Annotated in this window: 22 protein-coding genes; 8 read left to right on the plus strand and 14 right to left on the minus strand. The window is 72.8% G+C overall.

Translation table 11 applies throughout. The features are described 5' to 3' along the window. Positions 1-18 precede the first annotated feature (18 nt). Positions 19-1221 carry a mandelate racemase/muconate lactonizing enzyme family protein gene (locus tag DFH01_RS21270; protein ID WP_109872911.1) on the minus strand — a complete coding sequence of 401 codons (1203 nt, stop codon included), beginning with the start codon at positions 1219-1221 and terminating at the stop codon, positions 19-21. A 5-nt stretch (positions 1222-1226) separates the two neighbouring features. Continuing rightward, entirely contained in the window at positions 1227-2150 is a 924-nt protein-coding gene (locus DFH01_RS21275; protein WP_109872526.1) for a dihydrodipicolinate synthase family protein, read from the minus strand. A gap of 112 nt (positions 2151-2262) precedes the next feature. On the opposite strand from DFH01_RS21275, the gene DFH01_RS21280 reads away from it, so the two are divergent. The 6 genes from DFH01_RS21280 (at position 2263) to lexA (ending at position 7310) form a co-directional block, all read left to right on the plus strand. Continuing rightward, the gene (locus DFH01_RS21280; RefSeq protein WP_109872527.1) at positions 2263-2862 is read left to right on the plus strand and encodes an anthranilate synthase component II; all 600 of its coding nucleotides are present in this window, start codon (positions 2263-2265) and stop codon (positions 2860-2862) included. Next, entirely contained in the window at positions 2859-3887 is a 1029-nt protein-coding gene (trpD, locus tag DFH01_RS21285) for an anthranilate phosphoribosyltransferase (RefSeq protein WP_109872528.1), read from the plus strand. Before DFH01_RS21280 ends, trpD begins: the two co-directional genes overlap by 4 nt. A gap of 8 nt (positions 3888-3895) precedes the next feature. After that, entirely contained in the window at positions 3896-4717 is an 822-nt protein-coding gene (trpC, locus tag DFH01_RS21290; RefSeq protein WP_109872529.1) for an indole-3-glycerol phosphate synthase TrpC, read from the plus strand. 47 nt (positions 4718-4764) lie between these two features. After that, positions 4765-5241 carry a cyclic pyranopterin monophosphate synthase MoaC gene (gene moaC / locus DFH01_RS21295; RefSeq protein ID WP_109872530.1) on the plus strand — a complete coding sequence of 159 codons (477 nt, stop codon included), beginning with the start codon at positions 4765-4767 and terminating at the stop codon, positions 5239-5241. A gap of 1 nt (position 5242) precedes the next feature. Further along, entirely contained in the window at positions 5243-6448 is a 1206-nt protein-coding gene (locus tag DFH01_RS21300; protein ID WP_109872531.1) for a molybdopterin molybdotransferase MoeA, read from the plus strand. A gap of 133 nt (positions 6449-6581) precedes the next feature. Then, the gene (gene lexA, locus DFH01_RS21305; RefSeq protein WP_109872532.1) at positions 6582-7310 is read left to right on the plus strand and encodes a transcriptional repressor LexA; all 729 of its coding nucleotides are present in this window, start codon (positions 6582-6584) and stop codon (positions 7308-7310) included. Positions 7311-7355: 45 nt separating this feature from the next. On the opposite strand, the gene DFH01_RS28315 is transcribed toward lexA, so the two are convergent. Both DFH01_RS28315 and DFH01_RS21310 read right to left on the minus strand, forming a co-directional pair. After that, complete coding sequence (locus tag DFH01_RS28315; protein WP_158287849.1) at positions 7356-7499, minus strand: hypothetical protein; 144 nt, start codon at positions 7497-7499, stop codon at positions 7356-7358. Positions 7500-7574: 75 nt separating this feature from the next. Beyond that, positions 7575-9758, minus strand: a complete 2184-nt coding sequence (locus tag DFH01_RS21310) for a ComEC/Rec2 family competence protein (protein WP_158287850.1) — start codon at positions 9756-9758, stop codon at positions 7575-7577. A gap of 134 nt (positions 9759-9892) precedes the next feature. Here DFH01_RS21310 and gltX point away from each other — a divergent pair, with 134 nt between their 5' ends. Continuing rightward, a complete protein-coding gene (gltX, locus tag DFH01_RS21315) occupies positions 9893-11290 on the plus strand; it encodes a glutamate--tRNA ligase (protein WP_109872534.1) in 1398 nt (465 codons plus the stop codon). 48 nt (positions 11291-11338) lie between these two features. Here the strand turns inward: gltX and DFH01_RS21320 are convergent, their stop codons facing one another. The 3 genes from DFH01_RS21320 to DFH01_RS21330 all read right to left on the minus strand — a co-directional run bounded on the left by DFH01_RS21320 (position 11339) and on the right by DFH01_RS21330 (position 15081). Further along, entirely contained in the window at positions 11339-12565 is a 1227-nt protein-coding gene (locus DFH01_RS21320) for a hypothetical protein (protein ID WP_146217114.1), read from the minus strand. A gap of 175 nt (positions 12566-12740) precedes the next feature. Next, complete coding sequence (locus DFH01_RS21325; protein WP_158287851.1) at positions 12741-13619, minus strand: DUF697 domain-containing protein; 879 nt, start codon at positions 13617-13619, stop codon at positions 12741-12743. 142 nt (positions 13620-13761) lie between these two features. Further along, entirely contained in the window at positions 13762-15081 is a 1320-nt protein-coding gene (locus DFH01_RS21330) for a YcjX family protein (protein WP_158287852.1), read from the minus strand. Positions 15082-15326: 245 nt separating this feature from the next. On the opposite strand from DFH01_RS21330, the gene DFH01_RS21335 reads away from it, so the two are divergent. Beyond that, positions 15327-16712: an esterase-like activity of phytase family protein gene (locus tag DFH01_RS21335; protein ID WP_109872538.1), complete on the plus strand. Its 1386-nt coding sequence runs from the start codon at positions 15327-15329 to the stop codon at positions 16710-16712. A gap of 49 nt (positions 16713-16761) precedes the next feature. On the opposite strand, the gene gloA is transcribed toward DFH01_RS21335, so the two are convergent. Genes gloA through bamA form a run of 7 tightly spaced genes read right to left on the minus strand, consistent with a single transcriptional unit; the run spans position 16762 to position 23586 of the window. After that, positions 16762-17157, minus strand: a complete 396-nt coding sequence (gene gloA, locus DFH01_RS21340) for a lactoylglutathione lyase (protein ID WP_109872539.1) — start codon at positions 17155-17157, stop codon at positions 16762-16764. After that, positions 17157-18020 carry an LpxI family protein gene (locus DFH01_RS21345; RefSeq protein WP_109872540.1) on the minus strand — a complete coding sequence of 288 codons (864 nt, stop codon included), beginning with the start codon at positions 18018-18020 and terminating at the stop codon, positions 17157-17159. Before DFH01_RS21345 ends, gloA begins: the two co-directional genes overlap by 1 nt. Before the next feature lies 1 nt (position 18021). Then, entirely contained in the window at positions 18022-18876 is an 855-nt protein-coding gene (gene lpxA / locus DFH01_RS21350; protein WP_233256225.1) for an acyl-ACP--UDP-N-acetylglucosamine O-acyltransferase, read from the minus strand. A gap of 7 nt (positions 18877-18883) precedes the next feature. Next, a complete protein-coding gene (gene fabZ, locus DFH01_RS21355; protein ID WP_109872913.1) occupies positions 18884-19366 on the minus strand; it encodes a 3-hydroxyacyl-ACP dehydratase FabZ in 483 nt (160 codons plus the stop codon). Positions 19367-19417: 51 nt separating this feature from the next. Next, positions 19418-20446, minus strand: a complete 1029-nt coding sequence (lpxD, locus tag DFH01_RS21360; RefSeq protein WP_109872541.1) for a UDP-3-O-(3-hydroxymyristoyl)glucosamine N-acyltransferase — start codon at positions 20444-20446, stop codon at positions 19418-19420. A 13-nt stretch (positions 20447-20459) separates the two neighbouring features. Then, positions 20460-21239 carry an OmpH/Skp family outer membrane protein gene (locus DFH01_RS21365; protein WP_109872542.1) on the minus strand — a complete coding sequence of 260 codons (780 nt, stop codon included), beginning with the start codon at positions 21237-21239 and terminating at the stop codon, positions 20460-20462. Positions 21240-21261: 22 nt separating this feature from the next. Then, entirely contained in the window at positions 21262-23586 is a 2325-nt protein-coding gene (gene bamA / locus DFH01_RS21370; RefSeq protein ID WP_109872543.1) for an outer membrane protein assembly factor BamA, read from the minus strand. Positions 23587-23728: the final 142 nt, after the last annotated feature.

Below are 23728 nucleotides of genomic sequence, written 5' to 3' on the forward strand. Positions count from 1 at the left end.
GTTGCGAACCCCGCGGCGCTAAGCGCGGCTCTCCCGCGTCGCCGCGCGCTTGCGCGTCTCCGCCGTCAGTCGCGTGCCGAGGCCGGGGCCCGCCATCGGCAGCACGAAGCCCTTCTCCAGCACGGGCAGGTCCGTCACCAGGTCGCGGTACCAGGTGGCCAGCGTGGCGCGCACCACCTCCTGGAAGATCGCGGTCGCGGCGTGCAGGGCGAAGTGCAGGCTGGCGACCAGCGTGACCGGGCCGGTGCAATCATGCGGCGCGACCGGCCGCGCCCAGGCCTCCGCCAGCGCCGCGATCTTGCGCGCCTCGGTCAGGCCGCCGCACCAGGTCAGGTCGAGCATCACCACATCGGTGCCGCCCGCCACCAGCAGGTCGCGGAAGGCGACCTTGCCGCCGAGCGTCTCGCTCGCGCAGATCGGCACGCCCGGCGCGGCGCGGCGCAGCTCCGCCAGGCTCAGCGCGTCGTCCATCTTGGCGATGGGGTCCTCCACCCAGAAGGGCTTCAGCGGCGCCAGCGCGTTGCAGATGCGCGCGGCGGCGGGCAGCGACCAGAGCGAATGCAGCTCCGCCATCACCTCCATCCGGTCGCCCACCGCCGCGCGGATTTTTTCGAAGGGTTCCAGGCCGCGCCTGAGGTCATCGAGGTTGATCAGCTGCCCGCCCGATGCCGCCGCCGCGCCGTCGAAGGGCCAGATCTTCATCGCCGTGAAGCCCTCGTCCAGCAGCGAATGCGCCAGTTCGTCGGCGGAGCGCATGAAGGCGATCTGGTCGTCGTAGGGGCCGGTCGCGTTCTCCTTCCCGTCCACCTCGCGCCGCACCTGGCGCGAGTTGTAGTCGTAGCCCGCACAGGTGTTGTAGGCGCGGATGCGGTCGCGCGAGAGGCCGCCCAGCGCCTCATGCACCGGCACGCCGAGCCGCTGCCCCGCCAGGTCCCACAGCGCGATGTCCACGGCCGACGCCGCGCGGATCTCCGCCGAGGACGAGCCGAAGCCGACATAGGGCGTCATCAGGAAGCGGTGATGCCGCTCGATGTCGCGCGCGTCCTTGCCGAGCAGGTAGGGTGCGACGAGGTCATGCACCTGCCCCTCCACCGCGGCCGCCCCGCGAAACGCCTCGCCGAGGCCGGTCAGCCCCTCGGCGGTCTCGATCTCGATCCAGCAGAGATTGGCGCGCTCCGGCACGCGCAGCGTGCGGATCGCGGTGATGCGGGAAGCGGTCATGCTGTTCATTCCTGGGGCCATGCCGCCATGACGGCCTTCAGCGCGTCGAGTGCGGCCGCCGGCAGCGGCCAGGCCGCCGGTGGGCGCGCCGGGCCCACCGCCTCGCCGGCCAGCGCCAGCGCCGCCTTCACCACGGAGACATTGGCGCCGTTGCCTTCCGCCGCGCGCAGCGCCTCGAAGGGCGCGATGGCGGCGATGGCGGCATTCGCGTCCTCCATGTCGCCGCGCTGCAGCGCGCGCAGCACACGCATCGAGAGATGCGGCGCCACATTGATCACGCCGGAGGTGAAGCCGCGCGCACCAAGTGCGGTCATGGGGGGCGCCCAGGGCTCAGCGAGGCCGCAGATCCAGGCGATGTCGGGCCGCGCCCGCCGCGCCGCGGCCAGGTTCATTAGGTTGGGCGTCGCCCATTTCACGCCGACCACGCCGGGGATGTCGCAGAGTGCGGCGATCGCCTCCGTCCCCGCGCCGTCGTCGCGCAGATACAGCAGCACCGGCAGGCCCTGCGCCGCCTCCGCCACGCGCGCCACATAGGCCGCGACGCCGCGCGGCGCGCGGAAGGGATCGGGCGGCTGGTGGATCATGATGGCGTCGCAGCCATCGGCCTTCGCGGCGCGCGCAAGCTGCGCGGCCTCCGCCACGCTACGGCCGACGCCGGCGACCACCACGGAGCGGCCGCCCACGATCTGCGGCACCGCGGTCTGCATCCGTCGCGCCTCTTCGAAGGTCAGGCCGTAGAATTCCGAGGTGTTGCCGTTCACCGTCAGCGCCCCGATCCCGGCCGCCGCCGCGCGCGCCACGATGGGCGCAAGGCGGTCCGGCGCCGGACGGTCCTCGGCGTCGAAAGGCGTCACCAGGATGCCGGAGACACCGGACAGCGCCTCGGCAAGGCGCGGCGAGAGGGAGCGGGGGGCTGTCTGGTCTGGCACCGCCTCACCATGGCAGATGGAAGCCGCGCCGCAAGGCGGGGACGCCAGCCGCAAGCCCCGCCGCAGCGCAACACTTGATCAATCGCCGCGCGCGGCGGAGAGTCCGGCCATCATGATCCTGCTGATCGACAACTACGACAGCTTCACCTTCAATCTCTATCACTTCCTCGGCGATCTTGGGGCGGTGGTGGAGGTTCGGCGCAACGACGCCCTCTCCGTGGAGGAGGCGCTCGCCCTGCAGCCCGAGGCCGTCGTCATCTCGCCCGGCCCCTGCACGCCGAACGAAGCCGGCATCTCCCTGCCGCTGATCGCCGCCGCGGCGGAACGACGGTTGCCTCTGATGGGCGTCTGCCTCGGCCACCAGGCGATCGGCCAGGCCTTCGGCGGCAAGGTGGTGCGCGCGCCCACGCCGGTGCATGGCAAGGTCTGGGACGTCATCCACGACGGCACGGACATCTTCGCGGGCCTGCCCTCCCCGTTCCGCGCCACGCGCTACCATTCGCTGGTGGTCGAGGACCTGCCGGAGACGCTGATCGCCACGGCCCGCACGGCCGACGGGCTGGTCATGGGCCTCGCCCATCGCGACCTGCCGATCTGGGGCGTGCAGTTCCATCCCGAGAGCATCGCCTCCGAGCACGGCCACGACATGCTGCGCAACTTCCTGTCGCTCGCGGGCGTGCGCGCGGGCCGGAATGCCCCGGTGCCGGCGTGAAGCAGGTCCTGGCACGCCTCGCCGCCGGCGAGCGCCTGGCCGAGAGCGAGGCCGAGGCCGCCTTCGGCATGATCATGGCCGGCGAGGCGACGCCGGCGCAGATCGCCGGGCTTCTCATGGCCATGCGCGTGCGCGGCGAGACGGTGGCCGAAATGACGGGCGCCGTGCGCGCCATGCGCGCCCGCATGATCGCCGTGGAGGCACCGGCGGACGCGATGGACATCGTCGGAACCGGTGGCGACGCGGCGGGCACGCTCAACATCTCCACCGCCACCGCGCTCGTCGTCGCCGGCTGCGGCGTGAAGGTGGCGAAGCACGGCAACCGCGCGTTGTCTTCGAAATCCGGGGCGGCGGATGCGCTGACCGCGCTCGGCATCCCCGTGATGGAGACGCCGCTCGACCGGCTGCCGGCGATCCTCGCGGATGCGGGCATGTGCTTCCTGATGGCGCCGCGCCACCACAGCGCGTTGCGCCACGCGGCCGGCCCGCGGATGGAGCTCGGCACGCGCACCATCTTCAACCTGCTCGGGCCGCTGGCGAATCCCGCACGCGTGAAGCGGCAGATGACCGGCGCCTTCAGCCCCGACTGGCTGCGCCCGATGGCGGAGACGCTGGCCCGCCTCGGGACGGAGCGCGCCTGGCTGGTGCATGGCCAGGGCCTCGACGAGCTGACGCTTGCCGGCCCCTCGCAGGTGGTGGAGCTCGCCGATGGCAAGTTCCGCGCCTTCGAGGTCACGCCGGAGGAAGCCGGCCTGGCCCGCGCGCCCGCCGAGGCACTGCGCGGCGGCGAGCCGGCGGAGAACGCCGCCGCCCTGCAGGCGCTGCTGGAAGGCGCGCCCGGGCCCTATCGCGATTGCGTGCTGCTGAACGCCTCAGCATCGCTCATCGTCGCGGGCAGGGCAGCCACGCTCCGGGACGGGGTTGCCTTGGCTGCGCGGAGCCTTGATGGGGGCGCCGCGTTGGACGTGCTGCGCAAGCTGCGCGCGGCCGCGGCCCCGCCGCCGCCCGAGCCCCCGGAATCCTGAGCACCCGCATGAATGCCCCGACCGACCTGATCTCCGACACGCTCGCCAGAATCCTCGCCGACAAATACGCGGAGGTGCGGGAGCGCTCGGCCGAGACCCCGCTGGCCGAGATGGAGCGCAAGGCGCGCGATGCCGGCCCGACGCGCGACTTCACCGGCGCGCTCTGCGATGCCGTGGCGGAGGGCAGGGTCGGCCTGATCGCCGAGATCAAGCGCGCCTCGCCCTCCGGCGGGCTGATCCGCGATCCTTTCGACCCGGCGGAGCTCGCGAAGGCCTATGAGGCGGCGGGGGCGGCCTGCCTCTCCGTGCTGACGGACGGCCCCTGGTTCCAGGGCTCCGCCGAGGATCTCGCCGCCGCGCGCGCCGCCTGCAGGCTGCCCGTCCTGCGCAAGGATTTCATGGTGGATCCCTGGCAGGTCTTCGAGGCGCGCGCGATGGGCGCCGACTGCATCCTGCTGATCCTGGCCGCGCTGTCGGACGAGCAGGCGCATGAGCTCGAGGACATCGCCCGCTCGCTCGACATGTCCGTGCTGGCGGAGGTGCATGACCGGCGGGAGCTCGATCGGGCCCTGGGGCTGGAGACGCGGCTGATCGGCGTGAACAACCGCAACCTGAAGACGCTGGTGACCGACCTCTCCGTGTCGGACGAGCTGGTCCCGCTGATCCCCGCCGACCGCATCCCCGTCAGCGAGAGCGGCATCCGCACGCCCGAGGATGTCCGCCGCATCTGCCGCGACGGCGCGCGCTGCCTGCTGGTGGGCGAACACCTGCTGCGCCAGCCGGACGTGACGGCGGCGGCGAGCGCGCTGATCCACGCGATTCCGGGGTGAGCGCGCTGCCCCTCCCCCGTGGACGGGGGAGGGCCTATCCTGCCCGCATGACCGCCAAGCTCACCCATTTCGACGACCAGGGCCGCGCGGCCATGGTGGATGTTTCGCAGAAGCCCGACACCGCCCGCACCGCCGTCGCGCGCGGCCGCATCACCATGCGGCCGGAGACGCTGGCGCTCATCAACGAGGGCAAGATCGGCAAGGGCGACGTGCTCGGCGTCGCGCGGCTCGCGGGCATCATGGCGGCGAAGCGGACCTCGGACCTCATCCCGCTCTGCCATCCGCTGATGATCAGCAAGGTCGCCGTGGACCTCACGCCTGCCCCGCCCGACGCCGTCGAGATCGAGGCACTGATAAAGCTCACCGGCCAGACCGGCGTGGAGATGGAGGCGCTCACCGCCGTCACCGTCGCGGCACTCACCGTCTACGACATGTGCAAGGCGGTGGATCGCGGCATGACCATCGAGGCGGTGCGCGTGGTCCACAAATCGGGCGGCAAGTCCGGCACCTGGGACGCCGCCTGACATGCTCGCGCTGGAAGAGGCCCGCACCCGCATCCTGGCCGCGCTGGAGCCGACGCCGGCCGAGACCGTCGCGCTGGCGGAGGGGTGGGGTCGCGTGCTGGCGCGGCCGGTCCTGGCGCGCCTGACGCAGCCGCCAGCCGATGTCTCGGCGATGGATGGCTACGCGCTGCGCGCGGCTGATGGCGTGGCGGGCGCGCGCCTCGCCGTGATCGGCAGTTCTCCGGCGGGGCATCCCTTCGCGGGCGAGGTCGGGACGGGCCAGGCCGTGCGCATCTTCACCGGCGGCTTCGTGCCGCCGGGCGCCGACGCCATCTTGGTGCAGGAGGATGCCGAGGAAGCCGACGGCATCGTGACGGTGAAGGAGGCGGTGCAACCGGGCCGCTGGATCCGCCGCCGGGGCCTCGACTTCGCCGCCGGCGAGACGCTGCTGCCCGCAGGCCGCCGCCTCACGGCGCGCGATGTCGGCCTTGCCGCGGCCGGCAACAATCCCTGGCTGACGGTGCATCGCCGCCCGCGCATCGGCATCCTGGCCACCGGCGACGAGATCGCCCTGCCCGGCGACCCTATCCCCGCTGGCGGTATCGTCTCCTCCAACGCCCATGCGCTGGCCGCGCTGGTGCGCGCCGGGGGAGGCGAGCCGATCATCCTGCCGATCGCGCCGGACGACCGCGACGCCATCGCAGCCGCCGCCGGCGCCGCACGGGCCTGCGACATGCTGGTGACCTCGGGCGGTGCCAGCGTCGGCGAGCACGACCTCGTGCAGAAGGCGCTGGGGCCGGAAGGCTTCGCGCTGGATTTCTGGAAGATCGCGATGCGGCCGGGCAAGCCGCTCATCTGGGGAAGGCTGGGCCGCACGCCGGTGCTGGGCCTGCCGGGCAACCCGGTTTCCGCCATGGTCTGCGCGGTGCAGTTCCTGGTGCCGGCGCTCGCCGTGCTCTCCGGCCTGCCGGCCGCGCCGCCCGCGACCATGCTGGTGCGCACCGGTGCGCCGCTGGCGGCCAACGACAAGCGCTTCGACCACCTTCGCGCCAGCCTTTCGACCGACCGGGACGGCCACCCGGTGGCCACCCCCTACCCCGTTCAGGACAGTTCCATGCTGGCCACGCTGGCCCGCGCCGAGGCGCTGATCCTGCGCGCGCCCCATGCCCCGGCGCTGCCGGAGGGTGCGGAGGTGGAAGCGATCCCGCTCGGGCAGTTCGGCATCTGATCCGATTTTGCACGAAGGCCTGTGGAAAAGGTTTGACGCGACGCGGAGAACCTACCTAGAACACGCGCAGTGATTCCCCGTTTGTTCGCCGGCTGGAGCCAAGGGGGCGCCGCGGCGGCGGGAAGGAGGGCGCATGCTCACCCGGAAGCAGCACGAGTTGCTGATGTTCATCGACCGGCACCTGCGTGACACCGGCTTCTCCCCCTCCTTCGAGGAAATGAAGGAGGCGCTGCGCCTCAAGTCCAAGTCGGGCATCCACCGCCTGATCACCGCGCTGGAGGAGCGCGGCTTCCTCCGCCGTCGCGCCCACCGCGCCCGCGCGCTGGAGGTGATCCGCCTGCCGGAGAACCTGGCGCCGCGGGGCGCCATTGCGGCCCCCACGGCCGCGCCCCCGCCGCCGCCCGGCTTTGCGCCCAACGTCATCCGCGGCAATTTCGCAGCGAACCTGCCCGGCGTGCCCAGGGCCGCGAACGAGGCGCCGGCGGTGCACCTGCCGCTCTATGGCCGGATCGCCGCCGGCCTTCCGATCGAGGCGCTGCGCGATTCCGGCGCCAGCGTGGAGGTGCCGGCCGCGATGCTGGCCAGCGGCGACCACTATGCGCTGGAGGTCGCCGGCGATTCCATGATCGAGGCCGGCATCCTGGATGGCGACACCGTGATCATCCGTCGCGGCGACACGGCCGAGAACGGCTCGATCGTGGTGGCGCTGGTGGATGAGCAGGAAGTCACGCTGAAGCGCCTGCGCCGGCGGGGCAATTCGGTGGCGCTGGAACCCGCCAACCGTGCCTACGAAACCCGTATCTTCGGCCCCGACCGGGTGCGGGTGCAGGGCCGCCTGATCGGCCTGATGCGGCGCTACTGAAAGGCCGCTGCCGGGCTGCTGGCGCGGGCCGCCCGGGATTGCGCCTCAATACGGATCCCATTCCGCCAGCGCGCGCGCCTCGCGCCAGGAGCGCAGCCGCCGCAGCAGCAGCGTCGCCGTGATGCCGAGCAATCCGCCCGTCGCCAGCCAGGCGGCGGGGATCATCGAGGTTGTCAGGCCGGTTCCCATGTGTGCCTCCCTGTCCTGGGATGGCTCATCTGACGCCGTCCGTGTGAAGAAAGGGTTACCGGCGCGGCCCGCGCCTCATGCGCCGTGGTCGCGCGGCGCCACCGGCTGCTGATCGGGCCGACCCGGCAGCGGCGGTGGCGGAACCCAGGGCCGCTCGCCGCGCCATGCACGTTCCGAGACCGCGGTCAGGCCGTCCGGGGACAGGCGCACCGCCTGCGATCCCTCGCGCCAGACCGTGAAGCGGTCGATCACCGCGCTGCCGGGGCAGCGGCGCCGGATCGGCTCGGTCGAGACCAGCAGCGCCGCATGGCCGCAGGCCTCCGCCAGCACGGCGGGGTCGGGCGGCGCGCCGCCACGGGCACCGCGCGCAGGGGGCGCGGTGCGGAACAGCACGATCTCCGGCCCATCGGGCCGCGGGCGGAAGCGGCAGGCGGCGGGCGTGCAGGCGATGGCGCCGCCGGCCGCCTCGCCGGAGGCCGGCAGCGCCAGTCCGGTCTCCGCCCCCATCTGCCGCAGCACCGCATTGCGCGCGAAGGCGCTGGCGCCCGGCTGCGTGTGCAGGAACACGCCGCCCTCCGTGCGCAGCGCGATCACCCGGGCATCGCCCGTCACCAGCATCACCGGCGGCGGCACCTGCAGCGAGGCCACCACCGCCCCCAGCATGATCGGCACCCCCACCAGCCCCAGCGCCCCGCGCCACAGGCAGAGCCAGCAGAAGCCGAGGCTCATCACCGCCAGCGCGCCGCCCGGCAGCGGCGGCAGCACCGGCGCGGCCTCCGGCCACGCGGCCACCCAGGCCGCCACCGCCAGGATCGCCGCCACCCCCTGCCCCATGGCCCAGAGCGCCGGCGCCTCCAGCCCGAAGGGCATCAGCAGCAGCGCGACCATCCCCGCCGGCATCACCAGGATCGAGGTTAGCGGCACCGCCAGCGCATTCGCCGCCACGCCATAGATCTGCAGCCGGCCGAAATGGTGCAGGCCGAACGGTGTCGTCGCGGCGCCGGCCAGCACCGAGGTCAGCACCAGCCCGAAGGCCGCCAGCGCCAGCTTGCGCCGCCAGCCGCGCGCCGCCGGCAGCCGCCCGCGCAACGCCTCCCACCCTGCCGCCAGCGCCAGCACCGCCGCGAAGGACATCTGGAAGGAGGGGCCGAGCACCTGCACCGGGGAGACGAGCAGCACCGCCGCGGCGGCCAGCGCCAGGGTGCGCACCGTCAGCGCCCGCCGCCCCGTCAGGATGCCGAGCGTGACCAGCGCCGCCATCACCAGGCAGCGCTGCATCGGCACCTGCGCGCCCGTCAGCAGCGTGTAGCCAAGCCCGGCCAGCAGCGCGCCCATGGCCGCCACCGCCTTGCCGTTCACCCTCAGCGCCAGCCACGGCACCAGCGCGACCAGCAGCCGGAGCACGCCGAACACCGATCCCATGACGATCGTCATGTGCAGCCCGGAGACGGAGAGCAGATGCGCCAGGCCCGAGTCGCGCATCGCCACGATCTCCGCCTGAGGGATCGCGGCCTGGGACCCCGTCAGCAGTGCCGCCGCCACCGCCCCTTCCGGGCCGCGGATGACCGCCTCGACCCTGGCTTCCAGCTGCGCGCGCAGCCGCGCGAAGGCCGGCAGTTCCCCCACCCCGCGCGTCACCTCCACCGGCCCGAGCGCCGTGCCCGATCCGCCGAGGCCCGAGAAATACGCCGCGCGCGCGAAGTCCCAGCCGCCCGGCACCACAGGCCCGCCCGGCTCCCGCAGGATCGCGCGCACGGCGAGCCGGTCGCCCGGCAGCGGCCGCGCCGGCTCGCTCTCCCGCAGGCGAATGCGGATGTCGCGCGGCAGCGGCTCGCCGCCGGCGCTGCGCGCGCGGCGCAGCGTCACGCGCTGGCCTTCCGGCAGCGCCTCGACCTCGGCCACCTCCCCCGCGATCTGCACCGCCCAGCGCGGCAGTTCGAGCGGCGGCGGCAGCCGCGCGGCGTGCCAGCCCGCGATGCCGAAGCCGAGGCAGCCGGCGGCGACCAGCGCCAGCACCCAGCCGGAGAGCGGCGCCCGGCGGGAGACGAGGATAGCCAGGCCGATCAGCGGCGCGGCCAGCAGCAGCGCGCCCGGCCCGGGCTCGGTCGGCTGCTGGAAATAGAGCAGCACGCCTGCGCCGAGCGCCACCGCCAGCCAGGGTCCGAAGCGGCCATGCTGGCGGGCGAGCAGCCCCGCCGCGCCGGCGCGCAGCCGCGCCAGGACGTCCGGCCGCTCCGTCGCGCCGATGGCCACGCTCACGCGCGCGAAAGTCGTCCTTGTCGAACCGATATGCAACCATTTGATGAGATGGAAGCGGTCCCGCCGCCTCGGCGGTTCTGCCGCGGCCGAAGCTGGTCTAGGAACGGCGCAGCCCAAAACCTCCCGGGACGCCCATGTCCGTTCGCACCCGCTTCGCCCCCTCGCCCACCGGCTACCTGCATATCGGCGGCGCCCGCACCGCGCTGTTCAACTACCTCTTCGCCCGCCGGCATGGCGGCCAGTATCTGCTGCGGATCGAGGACACCGACCGCGCCCGCTCCACCCCGGAAGCGGTGCAGCAGATCCTGGACAGCCTGGAATGGCTCGGCCTCTCGCCCGACGAGCCGCCGGTGTTCCAGAGCCAGCGGGAGCCGCGCCACGCCGAGATCGCGAAGGCCCTGCTCGCGATGGGCAAGGCCTATCTCGCCTACGACACGCCCGACGAGCTGGCGGCCATGCGCGCCGCGGCGGAGGCCGAGAAGCGACCCTTCAAATACGATGGCAGCCGCTGGATCGGCATGGAGGCGAAGGACGCGCCCTCGGTCGCGCCCGCCATCCGCATCATCGCGCCCCGCGAAGGTGAGACGGTGGTGAAGGATCTGGTCCAGGGCGAGGTGCGCGTCGCCAGCACCGAGCTCGACGACATGATCATCCTGCGCTCGGACGGCACGCCGACCTACCTGCATGCCGTGGTGGTGGACGACCACGACATGGACATCACCCATGTCATCCGCGGCGACGACCACCTGACCAACACCTTCCGCCAGTGCATGGTCTATGACGCGATGGGCTGGCGGCGGCCGCACTTCGCGCATGTGCCGCTGATCCACGGCGCCGACGGCGCGAAGCTGTCGAAGCGGCACGGCGCGGTCGGCGCGCTCGACTTCCGCGAGCAGGGCTTTCTTCCCGAAGCCGTCTGCAACTGTCTGCTGCGCCTCGGCTGGGGACACGGCGACACCGAGATCATCTCGCGCGAGGACGTGACGAAGATTTTCGACATCGCCGATGTCGGTCGCGCCGCTTCGCGCATGGACTACGCGAAGCTCTCCCACTTCAATGGCGTCTGGCTGCGCGCCGCCGACGATGCGCGGCTGACGCGCGAGGTGCTGGAGCGCTTCGCGAAGCGCGGCGTGCTGTTCGGCACGGATGGCGCGGCGCGCGTCGAGACGCTGATGCCCGACCTGAAGGAGCGCGCGAAGACGCTGGAGGAACTCGCCGGCAGCGCCGCCTTCGCCGTGCATGAGGGGCCGCCGCCGATGGAGGCGAAGGCCGCCGCGCTGCTGACGCCGGAAGCGAAGGAGCGGCTGAAGGACCTCGCGGTCTTCCTCACCGACGCGCCGTGGGAGCGCAAGGACCTCGAGCAGTGGCTGCGCGACTACGCGGATGTGAAGGGCGTGAAGCTCGGAAGCGTCGCCCAGCCGCTGCGCATCGCGCTGACCGGCAGCACCACCTCGCCGCCGATCGACGCTGTGCTGGCCGCACTCGGGCGCGGCGAGGCCGTGACGCGGATCCTTGCCGCGGCCGAAGGCTGACGAGCGGCAGGCATCGCCCCTCGGCCGCGCAAGCAGGGTCTGGCGGCGTCAGCCGCCGGCAGGCGCGGCGCCCATGCCCGCCATGGGCGCGTCGGCGCGGATGCCCAGCACGTCAAGGTCGAAGGCGACGCCACGGATCGTGCCCTTGCCGGTGGCGATGATCTGCATCCGGTCGCGCAGCCGCGCCGCGACGGCAGGAGGCGTCGGCCCTGACAGTCGCGCGGCCGAAGCCGCGGCCAGTGCCGCAAGCCGCGCAGCCTCCGTCGCATCGGGGGCGACCGCGGCCTCGTAGGCGGCGCGAATCCGGTCGGGCCAGGCGAAGCCCTGACTTACAAGCCGGTCGAAGACGAACAGCACACCGCGCTCCGACCGCAGGCCAAAGGCACGCGCCGTCACCAGCGCACGGCGGTACCATTCCAGCACTTCCACCTGCTGCTCGATCCGGAACTCCGCCGTCGCGGCAAGCGCCTCCAGCCGCTCGCTGAGCCGCGCGCGGCGTGACGCATCCGCGGCGAGCGGCTGCAACGGCGCGAGGTCCAGCGGTCTGCGGCTCGCGAGATCGCGGATGAAGCCGGCCTCGTCTCCGAGGACCGCGTCGAGCAATGCCGCGTGCCGCTCGTCCAGGCGCCGGATGATGCCTGCTGCGGGTCCCGGCAACGACATGGCGAGGCAGCCGACAGCGATGCCGAACTGGCTGACCATGACGCGCCGCGAGCAAAGCGTCGTCCCCATCTCGAACAGGCCGACCACCGACAGCGCCCGGTCGATTTCCGGGAGCAGCGCCGCATCCCCCCCTGGCGCATCGGCTGGGCCTCGCGGCACCGTGCTCGCTACCAGGATCGCGGCGGAGGCCGGGGATGAGGGCTCCGGCGACGCTGCGTTCTCGGCCCGCAGCGCGAGCAGGTCCTGGTTCTCCTCCCGCCCGGCTGGCGCAAGGCGCCAGCGCTGCGGGCGGGTCGGCACGATGATGCTGCCGACCTCTCCCGGCTTGTACCCAACCCCTTGCCAGGCCACGGTGTAGCGGGCGTTTGCCGGCACGCTGAACACCGCCCCGCCGGTGCCGGCGAAGACGTGGCTCTCGAAGACCCTCCCGCCGACGACCGCGACGGTGACCTCGCGTCCAGCCGGCCCCTCGAAGATCACTTCAAGGCCTGCCTCGGGCGCGAGCCAGGGGCCGAGTGCAGCACCGACCTTCTCGATGTTGCCGAGCACGGCAGCGAGGGCGGCAAGCCCTGCCGCCAGGGCAACCCACCAGGCCCTCAGTCGCGCAAACATGGCATCGCATCGCGCCCCCGCCCTGCCGCGCCATGATCCACGCTGCGGCAGCGCAGTCCAAGCCTGTTGCCGGCCAGATTGCGGAATGGCGCGAGAATGGGCGAAAGGACTGGTCGGCGAGGGCGCTGCCCTCGCGCTCCGGCCGGGGACGATGATCGTCCCCGGACCCCTGCAGTCAGGACGAGGGAAGAATCCGGCAGGCGCGGGCGGCGGCGCGCGCCAGAAGGATCATCCGGCGCGCGGCGACGGCGCCCTTGCCGCTTTCGCCGATCGCGGTCTTCACCAGCGGGTGGGTGGCGACGAACTGCGTCGCGGCGTCGATCGCCACATCCGCGGCGGCGACGGCGCCGGCCTCGAACAGCGCGCGGCGCAGCAGGCCGAAGGTGCCGGCGATGCCCGGACGCAGCCCATGGATCGCGGCGACCTCCCGCACCAGCCGAAAGCCGCGCCAGACGAAGAAGACGGCGTCCAGCGCCGGCGTCGGCATGACCACGGTCGCACCCACCGCCTGCGCCGCCGCGACCCGCCCGGCCGCCGTCGTCGCGCGATCGAGCTCGGCCAGCGGCCCGGCTTCCAGCAGCGCGCGCAGGCTGTCGAGGTCGTTGGCGCCGCGCAGCGCGTTCACGGAGGGCGAAGCGGCCGGGACGCGCGCGGCCCAGGCCAGCGTCGCGGCGCGCGCCGCGACATAGTCGTTGCGCGCGAAGGCCGCCCGCGCCGCGTCCACCGCCTCCAGCGCCCACAGGCCGCGAAGCTCCCGCAGCACGGCCCAGGCGATCAGCCCGAAGCCGAGCAGTGCGACGGCCAGCGTCACCCAGCCGAGCCAGTCGGCGCGGGCGAACTGGTCGGTGACGAAATTCGCGACGTCCAGCACCGAGAGCCCGACCAGCAGCACCGCAAGCCCCGCCGCCGCGAGGCCGAGCGCCGACCAGCGGCGCGACGCGCGCGGCTTCGCCACGGGCGCGACCGCCTGCTCCCAGCCGAAATCGAGGCGCTGGGCGGGGGCGTCGTCGGCCTCGGTCAGGATGCGCGGGCGGCGCGGCGGCGTGTCGCTCATGATCGGAAGCCTTTCTTGCGGCCCGCCCTTGGGCGGGCCGAGGCCGCGAATGCGGCCTGCGCACAGCCGAAGCGCGCCGCAACAACGCCCGCGGCCTGCGCGCAGCCAAGCGGCCGGAGGCCGCGCCCGGCGCCTGAGGGCATCAGAGGAGATCCCCGATGAGTTGGGCCAGCAGCGCATCCAGGCCGAGATGCGGGATGCCCGCGCGGCCCGCGCCATCCAGCCGCGGCGGCTGGAACACGGGCATCTCGAAGAAGGCGTGCTCCCAGAAGGCTGCGTCGGGCCGGCGCAGCGGGACCTCGCCCGGATAGACCTTCCGCATCACGCCGCCTTCCATCAGCACGCCGCGCACCACGGATACGGGCCTTCCCTCCAGCGTCGCCACGTCGTCCTCGGTGCAGCGGATCGCGGCGATGGCGTGGACGGAGGTCGTGGCATCCAGCGGCCCGGCCGGGTCGCGCCCGACCAGGTCGCCCAGCAGCCCGAGCAGCGCATCGCGCGACCGGCTCGGCACATGGTCCGCCTTGGTCGCGGCGAAGCCGACGCGCCGCACGCCCTGCCCCGTCAGCAGGTCGAACAGGCCGAGCCCACCGCGCAGGCTGGCGGCGACGGCGGCCAGCGCCGCGGCGGTGTCGTCGAAGGCCTCCTCCCCGGCATGCAGCGCACCCAGCGCATCCACCAGCACCGCCTGGCGATGGAAGCGGCGGAAGAAGGGATCGAAGAAGCTGCTCCGCTGGTCGTCCAGATAAGCTTCGTGGCGGCGCCGCAGCAGCGGGGCCAACTCGCCCGTCACGCGCTCCGGCAGCGGGAAGAACCAGAGCAGCGGCGCCTCGCCGCGCGGCCCGGGGTTCAGCGCGCGGCCGGGCTGCAGGAAGCGGAAGCCGAGCGTGTCGCGGCAGGTGCGCAGCGCGTCCCGGTAAAGCGAGAAGCCCTGCCGCGCCAGGGACTCCTCGGCCGGCGCGCCGGCCGGCAGCGCATCCACGAAAGCCAGGAACGCGGCCGCCGCCTGCGCCCGCCGGCCACGACGCAGCCGTGCCAGCGTCTCGCGCGACCAGTCGGCATAGGACTGGTTCAGCATCGGCAGATCGAGCAGCCATTCGCCCGGATAGTCGAGCAGTTCCAGCGTGACGCTCCGGTTGCCGGCCAGCATCCCGCGCGCCTTGCCCAGGAAGGAGCGCGGCTCGATCTCCAGCGCGATCTCGAGCGTGGAAAGGTCCTCGGTCCGCTCCGGCCACCGCGGCGGATCGGAGGCGAGCGCGAGCAGGTGCCCGCTGGCATCGAAGCGCGGCGTGGACTGCGTCTCGGCCGGCACGATGCGCGCGCCGCGCAGCCGCCCACCCACAGCCGCCTCGACGGCCGGCAGCGTCCGCGCTCCCTGCCCGGCGGCCAGCAGGTTCGCCACCAGCGAGGTGAGGAACACCGTCTTGCCGGCGCGCGAGAGGCCGGTGACGGCGAGCCTCACGCGGTCCCGCCCGATCAGCGCGCGGCCGAGATCGCCGGCGCCGGCGAGCGCGTCCTCGAAGGGGGTGAGGAAGGAGGAGGCAGGCAGGTCGGACGCTCCCGGCGACGATGCTGTGCCGAATGTGCCCCCGCGTCGCCTCTGGCGGGAGGGGGGCCGCGCGACGCCGGTCCGTCACGCACCCGTCAAGGGGATGCAACCTGCGCCGGCTAATGCCCGCCCGGTCAACCTCACCGGGGGAGTCCCACATGCGCCGCCTTCTGCTGTCCACCGCCGCGCTGCTCGCGCTGGCCGCGCCGACCAAGGCCGACCAGCGATTCGAGGCCCTGCTGGCGGGCCACGCCATCCTGCCCGCCTTCACCATGGCGCTGCCGCCCTCCGATGCACCGCGCGACGCGCTGGTTTCCGGCAAGTTCGCCGCTCCGGGCAATCTGCGCGTGGATCAGCCGGGCGCGATCCCGGGCGACACCGGCCCGGCGCATGGCCGCCGCCAGACCGGCATCGCCTTCCCCTTCATCGGCCAGCCCGTGCAGGGCTTCTCCGGCATCAAGCCGGTGGCCGGCGAGCCCGGCGCCTATTGGGTGCTGACCGACAACGGCTTCGGCAACCGCCGCAACAGCCCCGACGCGCTGCTGATGTTCCACAAGCTCCGCCCGGACTGGCGGACCGGCCAGGTCGAGCTGCTGCAGACCACCTTCCTGCGCGACCCGCTGCGCCGCATCCCCTTCCGCATCGCGTATGAGGGCACCGAGCAGCGCTACCTGACCGGCGCCGATTTCGACCTCGAGAGCATCCAGCCGCTGCCGGACGGCAGCTTCATGATCGGCGAGGAGTTCGGCCCCTTCCTGGTCCATGTCGCCGCCGACGGCATTGTGCAGCGCGTGATCGAGACGCGCATGGACGGCCAGGCGCTGATCGGCCCGGACCACCCCTCGCTGCAGGTGGCCGCCAGCCCCACCGCGGGCGTGGCGTATCGCGTCCGCCGCTCCGGCGGCTATGAGGGCATGGCCCTGACGCCGGACGGGCAGACCCTCTGGGCGCTGCTGGAGCAGCCGCTCTTCGCGCCGAACTCGGACCAGCCCGAGGGACAGTTCCTCCGCGTGCTGGAGTTCAGCGTGCCGCGGATGGAATGGACGGGCCGCACGGTCCGCTACCGGCTCGAGCCCGGTGCGACGGCGATCGGCGACTTCAACTTCATCGACGCGACGCGCGCCCTGGTGATCGAGCGCGACAATGGCGAGGGCGATCCGGGCCTGTCCTGCGCGCAGGGCGTGCAGCCGACGCGGGAGCAGCCCTGCTTCCCCTCCCCCGCGCGCTTCAAGCGCATCTACGTCGTGGACCTGGCGCAGACCGATGCCGAGGGCTTCGTGCGCAAGATAGGCCATATCGACCTGATGGCGATCCGCGACAGCGAAGGGCTTGCGCGGGTGCGCGGCGACCTGCCGGCGAACGCACCGCGGGACCGCTTCACCTTCCCGTTCTTCACGATCGAGGACGTGGCGGTGGTGGATGCCGACCACATCATCGTCGGCAACGACAACAACCTGCCCTTCAGCGCCGGCCGCCACTTCTTCCAGGCCGACGCCAACGAGCTCATCCTGCTGCGCGTGCCGGAACTGCTCCGCGCGCGGTGATCCACGCCGCGGGCGTCCCGGCAAACGCCGGGACGCCCTGCGCCACGGCTTACTGCCGCTCGATCAGCTCGATCTTGTAGCCGTCGGGATCCTCGACGAAGGCGATGACGGTGGTGCCGAACTTCACCGGCCCCGCCTCGCGCGTCACCTTGCCGCCACCGGCGCGCACCGCCTCGCAGGCGGCCTTCACGTCCGGCACGCCGACCGCGAGATGGCCGAAGGCGTTGCCGAGCTCGTATTTCTCCACGCCGTAGTTGTAGGTGAGTTCGATCTCGCCCTGGCCTTCCTTGTTGCCCTCGCCATAGCCGAGGAAGGCGAGCGTGTATTTCCCGTCCGGCACGTCGCGCCGGCGCAGTTCCTTCATGCCGAGCAGCTCCGTGTAGAACTTCACGCTGCGGTCGAGATTGCCGACGCGGATCATGGTGTGCAGGAATTTACCGGCCATCAGGATGCTCCTTCGCTGGTGCTGAAAAGATCGGGGCGGATTGCGATCAGGAAAAGCCCCGCCGCATCCGCCGCGGCGATGGTCTCTGCGCGATCCACCACCAGGGTGCCCGCATGGCCCGCGCGCGCCTCGATGGCGATGCCGGCAAGGCCCGCGCCGGCGGCGTTGCGCACCGTGTCGGGGCCGATCACCGGCAGGTCCGCGCGCACATCCTGGCGCGGCTTCACCAGCTTCACCAGCACCCCGCCCGGCCCTTCACGCCTGAGCGTGCCGCAGCGCGCGAGCAGCGCATCGGTTCCCTCGATCGCCTCGACGCCGAGCACCAGGCCCTGCTGCACGACGCAGCCCTGCCCGACATCGGCCGTGCCCAGCGCGCGCGCCACCGCGATGCCGCGCGCGATGTCGGCCCGCGCATCGGCGTCCGGCGCGTGCGCGCCGAGCACGCCTTCGGCGACCAGCAGGTCGTCGAGCACCTCCTGCGCGCCGAGCGGCCGGAAGCCTTCCTCCCGCATCACGCGCAGCACGGCGGAGAGCAGGCGGTCGTCGCCGCCGAACAGCGCCGCGCGGCCGAGCTTCGCGACCAGCCGCACGCCTTCCGCGTCGAAGCGGAAGCCGAGCAGGGAGGGACGCGTCACGCGCCCGGCAAGCACCAGGTCGCGGATGCCGCGCGCGCGCATCAGCCCGACCATGTGCCCGATGCGCCCGAGTGCCACGACCTCATGCGGGTAGGTGCGGTACTCGGCGGGGTCCGCGAAGCCGTCCAGCAGCACGCAGAACAGCGGCCGGCCCGCCTTGGCGGCGGCATCCGCGACGCGCAGCGGCATCCGCCCGCCGCCCGCGACGAGCCCGAGCGGCGGCGCCATGTCAGGCGGCGTCCGGGTCCTCGTCCTCGGCGCCGCGGCCGAAGGGGCAGAGCCCGTGCCGGCCGCGGTCGCGCGCGAAGGCGAGGATCTCGGCGACATGCGGGTTGCCCGGATGGGCGGCCTCCACGGCGGCGATCTGCTCCTCGAGGTTGCGGCCGCGATAGAGCTCGTGCACGGCGCGCGCCACCGTCATCACGCCTTCCTTGGACAGGCCGAGGCGGCGGCGCATCGCGATGGTGTTCAGCCCGTGCAGCTTGGCGCGGTAGCCCTTCACGCGGCCGAAGGGCAGCACATTGCGCTCGACGCCCGACATGCCGGTGACCAGCGCCATGCGGCCGATGCGCACGAATTGCTGCACGGCCGCGCCGCCCTGGATGAAGGCGAAGTCGCCGATCTCGACATGGCCGGCGAGCATCACGTTGTTCACCAGGATCACGCCGTTGCCGAGCTGGCAGTCATGCCCGACATGGGCGACGCACATGATCAGGCAATCGCTGCCGACGCGCGTGAAGCCGTCGCCGCCGACGCTGCCGCGGTGGATCGTCGCGTGCTCCCGCACCATGGTGCGGGCGCCGACGATGACGCCGGTGGGCTCGCCCTTGTACTTCAGGTCCTGCGGCGCCATGCCGATGGTGGCGAAGGGGAAGATGCGCGCGCCGGCGCCGATCCGGGTGCGGCCGTCGAGAACGACATGGGCGATGAGCTCGACGCCTTCCTCCAGCACGCAATCCGGGCCGACCACGCAGCCCGGCCCGATCCGGCAGCCGGCGGCGACGGCGGCGCCCGGGGCGACGAAAGCGGCGGGCGAGACGATGGCCTCGGGCGAGATGCCGGGACCGGGCGGGGTGTGATCCAAGGGGCTTCTACCGGTCGAGGATCATGGCAGCGTAGGTGGCCTCGGCCACGACCTTGCCGTCCACCTTCGCCTCTGCGGTGAACTTCCAGATGTTGCCGCGCTGCTTCTCCTTGCGGACATGCACGCGCATCTGGTCGCCGGGCACCACGGGCTTGCGGAACTTCGCGCCGTCCACGGTCATGAAATACACCAGCTTGCCGGCGGCGGAGGGGCCGAGCGTCTCCACCACCAGCACGGCCGCGGTCTGGGCCATGCTCTCGATGATCAGCACGCCGGGCAGCACCGGATGGGCCGGGAAATGCCCCTGGAAGAAGTTCTCGTTGATCGAGACGTTCTTGATGCCGACGGCGGACTCGTTCGGCACGATGTCCACGACGCGGTCCACCAGCAGGAAGGGATAGCGGTGCGGGATCGCCTGCATGATGCGGGCGATGTCATAGGCGCCGACGCTGCCCTGCGTGGCCTCGGCGCTCCCGGCGGTGGCGTCCATCATCCCCCTCGCGTCTCGTCCCCGTCTCGTGCCCCTGGGGCTGCCCTTGCGTCAGCCCTGCGCCGGCTTCTGGCCGAGCTTGCGGAGTGCCGCCATGGCACGCAGCGTGTCCTTGGCAGGCCAGGCGGGGGTTCCGGCGACATCGGTGCCGGCCGGCACGTCGTTCATCACGCCCGCCTGGGCGGAGACCCTGACCCGGTCACCCAGCGTGAGATGCCCGGTCAGGCCCGACTGCCCGCCCATCTGCACCCCGTCACCCAGTGTCGCGGAGCCCGAGATACCGACCTGCGCGACGATCACGCAACCGCGCCCGGTCCGCACGTTGTGGCCGATCTGCACCAGGTTGTCGAGGCGCGTGCCCGCGCCGAGGACCGTGTCGCCCTGGCTGCCGCGGTCCACGGTGGAATTGGCGCCGATCTCCACCAGGTCGCCCAGGATCACCCGGCCAAGCTGGGGCATCGTCTCGAAGCGGCCCTCGGGCGTGACGGCGAAGCCGAAGCCCTCCTGCCCGATGCGGGCGCCGGGATGCACCACCACCCCACGGCCGGCGATGCAGTGGCTGAGGCTGGCATGCGCGCCGATCCGGCAGCCATCGCCCAGCACCACGCCCTCGCCTACCACCGCATGCGGCCCGACCACGCAGCCGGCACCGATCTCTGCCCCGGCGCCGATCACCGCCAGCGGCCCGACCTCGCAGCCTTCGCCGAGCAGGGCGCTGGGGTCCACCACCGCGCTCGGGTGGATGCCGGGGCGCGGCGCGGGGCGCGGATGCAGCCGCGCGGCGATGCGGGCGAAGCCGAGATAGGGCTGGGCGGTGACGATCGCCGCGACGCCTTCCGGCAGGCGTCCCGCGAAATCCTCGGCCAGGACCACCGCCGCGGCGCGCGTGGCGGGGAGCAGCCCGGCATAGCGCCGGTTGTCGAGGAAGGAGACCGCCTGCGGCCCCGCGGCATCGAGCGGCCCGACGCCGGAGATCAGGCGCTGAGGGTCGCCGCCCCTCAACTCGCCGCCTGCGGTCGCGGCTGCGTCGCCCAGCGTGAGCGGCTGGGCGACCGGGTGGAAGCGCGGATCGACGGCCACGGCGTCCTGGCGCTCAGTTCCGGCGGGGCTGCTGCTGCTGCGCCGCCGGGCGCTGCTGCTGCGCGGGCTGCGGCTGGCCCTCGGCTGCCGGTGCTGCCGGCATCTCGCCTTCCGCAGGCAGGTTCACGGAGCGCAGCACGCGGTTCAGCTGGGCGGAGACCTCGTCGGTCACGTCGAAGCCGGGCTCGCTCAGGATGGCGAGCTGGCGTGGCAGCACCAGGTTCGCGCCGCGGCTGGCGGCGACCTGGCGGACCACTGCCGCCATCGCCTGCTCCAGCTGCTGCAGCCCGACCTGTGCGGCCGCGTCGATGGCGCGGTTGCGATCGCGGAAGATGCGCTGCGCATCCGTGATGCGGTCCTGCAGGGTGCGCTCGCGCTCGCGCAGCGTCTCCTGCGGCAGCGTGGCCCGGGCGGCGGCGAGGGCCTGCTGCTCCTCGCGCCAGCGCCCCTGCTCGCGCTGCAGATCCTCGTTCAGCTTGGCGCGGCGGCGCTCGATCTCTTCGCGGACCTGGTTGAAGGCGGCGGAGAGGCGCTGCACCTCCGGGATGTCCACGATCGCGATCACCGGCGCGGGCGGGCGCTGGTTCGCGGGGCGCTGCTGCTGCGCCTGCTGCTGCGCGGGACGCTGCTGCTGCTGCTGCTGCTGCTGCGCGGGGCGCTGCTGCTGCTGCTGCTGGCCCTGCTGCTGGCCCGGGATGAACCACTGCTGCCCCTGCTGCTGCGCGCTTGCAGGCATGGTCGCCAGCGGCAACGCGGGCAGGATCAGGAAGGGCAGCAGGTGGCGAAGTCGCATCACGGAGGGTTCCCGGGAAGGTTCAGAAGCGCGTGCCGAAGCCGAAGCGGATCAACTGCGTCTCGTCGTAGCTCTGCTTCACCACGGCTTGCGCGATGTCGATGTTGATCAGCCCGACCGGCGTCCGCCACGAGATGCCGACGCCCATGCCCACGCGCGGCGCGGCATCGTCCACGATGGTCGGGCCGGTGTACGGCGTCTCGGACAGCGAGCCGACATCCACGAAGGCGCGGCCGAGCAGGCCGAGTTCCGAAGGCAGGGGCAGCGGGAAGCGCAACTCCGTCGTCTGCGTCCAGATCAGGCGGCCGCCGAGCGGGTCGTTGCCCTGCAGGTCGCGCGGGCCGGCGCCGGCCAGGGCGAAGCCGCGCAGGTTGTCGCCGCCCAGGAAGAAGCGGTCCACGATCCGCTCCGGGTCGTTGCCCCAGGGGACCAGCCAGCCCGCGCCGGCCTGCAGCGCGAGCACGTAGTCGGGCTCGCCGAAGATCCGCTCGAGCGGGATGTAGCCCGCCACGTCGCCGCGCATGCGGATGTACTGCACGTCGCCGCCAAGGCCCGCGAGGTCGGAGCCGACGCGGACAAGATAGCCCTGGCGCGGCTCGATCCGGCTGTCGCGCACGTCATAGGCAAGCGTGGTGCCGACCTGGGACAGCAGCGTCTCGCCTTCCTGTTCCTGGATCGGCAGGCTGGCATCGGCCTGCACGTCGAACACGTTTCGCTGGACGAGGCTGTAGGCCCAGGACTGGCGGAGCCGCTCGTTGAACTCGTAGCCGGCGCGCAGCACCACGCCGTAGCGGCGCTCGGAGTAGGAGGCGATGTCCTGCAGGTCGCGCTGCAGGTAGAAGGCGTCGAAGCCGGCGGCCAGGTTCCGGTCCAGGAAGGACGGATTGGTCACCGAGAAATCCACCTGGCTGCGCCGCTGCGCCAGCAGCGCCTGCAACCGCGTGTCCACGCCGGTGCCGAGGAAGTTGCGCTCGCGGATGCCGAAGTCGAGCAGGAAGCCGGCATCGGTCGAGAAGCCGCCGCCCAGCGAGAGCTCGCCCGTGGCGCGCTCGGCGACGGTCGCGGTGAGCAGCGCGCGGTCGGGGCGTGAGCCCTGCGAGGCCTGGATATCCACGTTGCTGAAGTAGCCGAGGTCGCGCAGCCGCTGGCGCGAGCGGCGGACCTGGGCCGCGTTCAGCGGGTCGCCCTCCGCCAGGCGGAACTCGCGACGGATCACGTGGTCGGCGGTGCGGGTGTTGCCGCTGATGTCGATCCGCTCGACGAAGGTGCGCGGGCCCTCCACCGCCTCGAAGATCACGTCCACCGTGCCCTGTTCGCGGTTGCGCGTGATCCGCGGGCGAATGTCCACGAAGGGCACCAGGGTGCCGGCGAGGTCGACCATCTGCTCGGTCGCCCGCTCCACCGCCTCGCCGTCGTACCAGTCACCGACGGAGATCGGCAGGCTGCGGCGCAGCGCGTCGGTGTCGATGCCGGGCAGGCTGGAGACGATGTCCACGCTGCCCACGCGGTACCGCGGGCCTTCGTCGATCGTGTAGGTGACGAAGAAGCTGTCGCGGTCCGGCGAAAGCTCCGCCGTCGCGCCGGTGACCTGCACATCGGCATAGCCCGAGCGCAGATAGAAGCGGCGCAGCAGCTCGCGGTCAAAGGCCAGCCGCTCCGGGTCGTAGATGTCGGAGCTGGACAGCAGGCGGTACCAGGCCTGCTCGCGCGTCGCGATCACGTCGCGCAGGCGGCGGTCGGAGAAGGCGGTGTTGCCGACGAAGCTGATGCGGCTGACCAGCGCGGCAGGGCCTTCCTGGATCTCGAACACCACGTCCACGCGGTTCTGGCCGAGGTCGATGATCTTCGGCTCGACGCTCGCCCCGAAGCGGCCGCGCCTTGCATAGAGATCCAGGATGCGCCGGCGGTCGGCCTGCGCCTGCTCCGGCGTGAACACCGCGCGCGGGCGCAACGCCACCTCCGGGCGCAGCACGTCGTCGGAGACCTTGCTGTTGCCTTCGAAGGCCACGCGGTTGACGACCGGGTTCTCCTCGACCTCGACCAGGATGCGGTCGCCCTGGCGGGTCAGCTTCACGTCGCGGAACAGGCCCGTGGCGAACAGCGTGCGCAGCGACCGGTCCAGCCGGTCGGCGTCGAAGGCGTCGCCGGGCTGGATCAGCATGTAGGACCGGATCGTGTCGGCCTCGATCCGCTGGTTCCCCGTCACCTCGATGGTGCGGATCACGTCCCCGCGCGGCGCCGCCGCGGCCGGGGTGGCGCGCTGGCGCGGCTGCGCGTCCGCGGCGGGCGGAAGGAGGGCCGTCGCGAGCAGGCCCGAGGCGATCAGCAGGAGCCGGATGGCAGCCAAGGCGAAGTTCCCTGGGGCGTGAGAGGCGGTCGTCACCTCTAGCCGATGGCTCCCCCGCCCGCCACCCTGACCAAGGCGCAAGCTGCGTTTCCGCAGGTTTCAGGCCGGTTTCGCCGCATGCGACTCGGCCGCCGGCAGGCTG

The sequence above is a fragment of the Falsiroseomonas bella genome (assembly GCF_003173615.1).
Lineage (GTDB): Bacteria > Pseudomonadota > Alphaproteobacteria > Acetobacterales > Acetobacteraceae > Falsiroseomonas > Falsiroseomonas bella.

Excerpts from the sequence above, each read along its gene's own strand:
- DFH01_RS21320 (WP_146217114.1), bottom strand. The coding sequence starts at position 12,565 with ATGTTTGCGCGACTGAGGGCCTGGTGGGTTGCCCTGGCGGCAGGGCTT.
- DFH01_RS28315 (WP_158287849.1), bottom strand. The coding sequence starts at position 7,499 with ATGGGAACCGGCCTGACAACCTCGATGATCCCCGCCGCCTGGCTGGCG.
- moaC (WP_109872530.1), top strand. The coding sequence starts at position 4,765 with ATGACCGCCAAGCTCACCCATTTCGACGACCAGGGCCGCGCGGCCATG.
- DFH01_RS21300 (WP_109872531.1), top strand. The coding sequence starts at position 5,243 with ATGCTCGCGCTGGAAGAGGCCCGCACCCGCATCCTGGCCGCGCTGGAG.
- gltX (WP_109872534.1), top strand. The coding sequence starts at position 9,893 with ATGTCCGTTCGCACCCGCTTCGCCCCCTCGCCCACCGGCTACCTGCAT.
- trpC (WP_109872529.1), top strand. The coding sequence starts at position 3,896 with ATGAATGCCCCGACCGACCTGATCTCCGACACGCTCGCCAGAATCCTC.
- DFH01_RS21365 (WP_109872542.1), bottom strand. The coding sequence starts at position 21,239 with ATGCGACTTCGCCACCTGCTGCCCTTCCTGATCCTGCCCGCGTTGCCG.
- DFH01_RS21345 (WP_109872540.1), bottom strand. The coding sequence starts at position 18,020 with ATGGCGCCGCCGCTCGGGCTCGTCGCGGGCGGCGGGCGGATGCCGCTG.
- DFH01_RS21335 (WP_109872538.1), top strand. The coding sequence starts at position 15,327 with ATGCGCCGCCTTCTGCTGTCCACCGCCGCGCTGCTCGCGCTGGCCGCG.
- gloA (WP_109872539.1), bottom strand. The coding sequence starts at position 17,157 with ATGGCCGGTAAATTCCTGCACACCATGATCCGCGTCGGCAATCTCGAC.
- DFH01_RS21325 (WP_158287851.1), bottom strand. The coding sequence starts at position 13,619 with ATGAGCGACACGCCGCCGCGCCGCCCGCGCATCCTGACCGAGGCCGAC.
- DFH01_RS21270 (WP_109872911.1), bottom strand. The coding sequence starts at position 1,221 with ATGACCGCTTCCCGCATCACCGCGATCCGCACGCTGCGCGTGCCGGAG.
- fabZ (WP_109872913.1), bottom strand. The coding sequence starts at position 19,366 with ATGGACGCCACCGCCGGGAGCGCCGAGGCCACGCAGGGCAGCGTCGGC.
- lexA (WP_109872532.1), top strand. The coding sequence starts at position 6,582 with ATGCTCACCCGGAAGCAGCACGAGTTGCTGATGTTCATCGACCGGCAC.
- DFH01_RS21280 (WP_109872527.1), top strand. The coding sequence starts at position 2,263 with ATGATCCTGCTGATCGACAACTACGACAGCTTCACCTTCAATCTCTAT.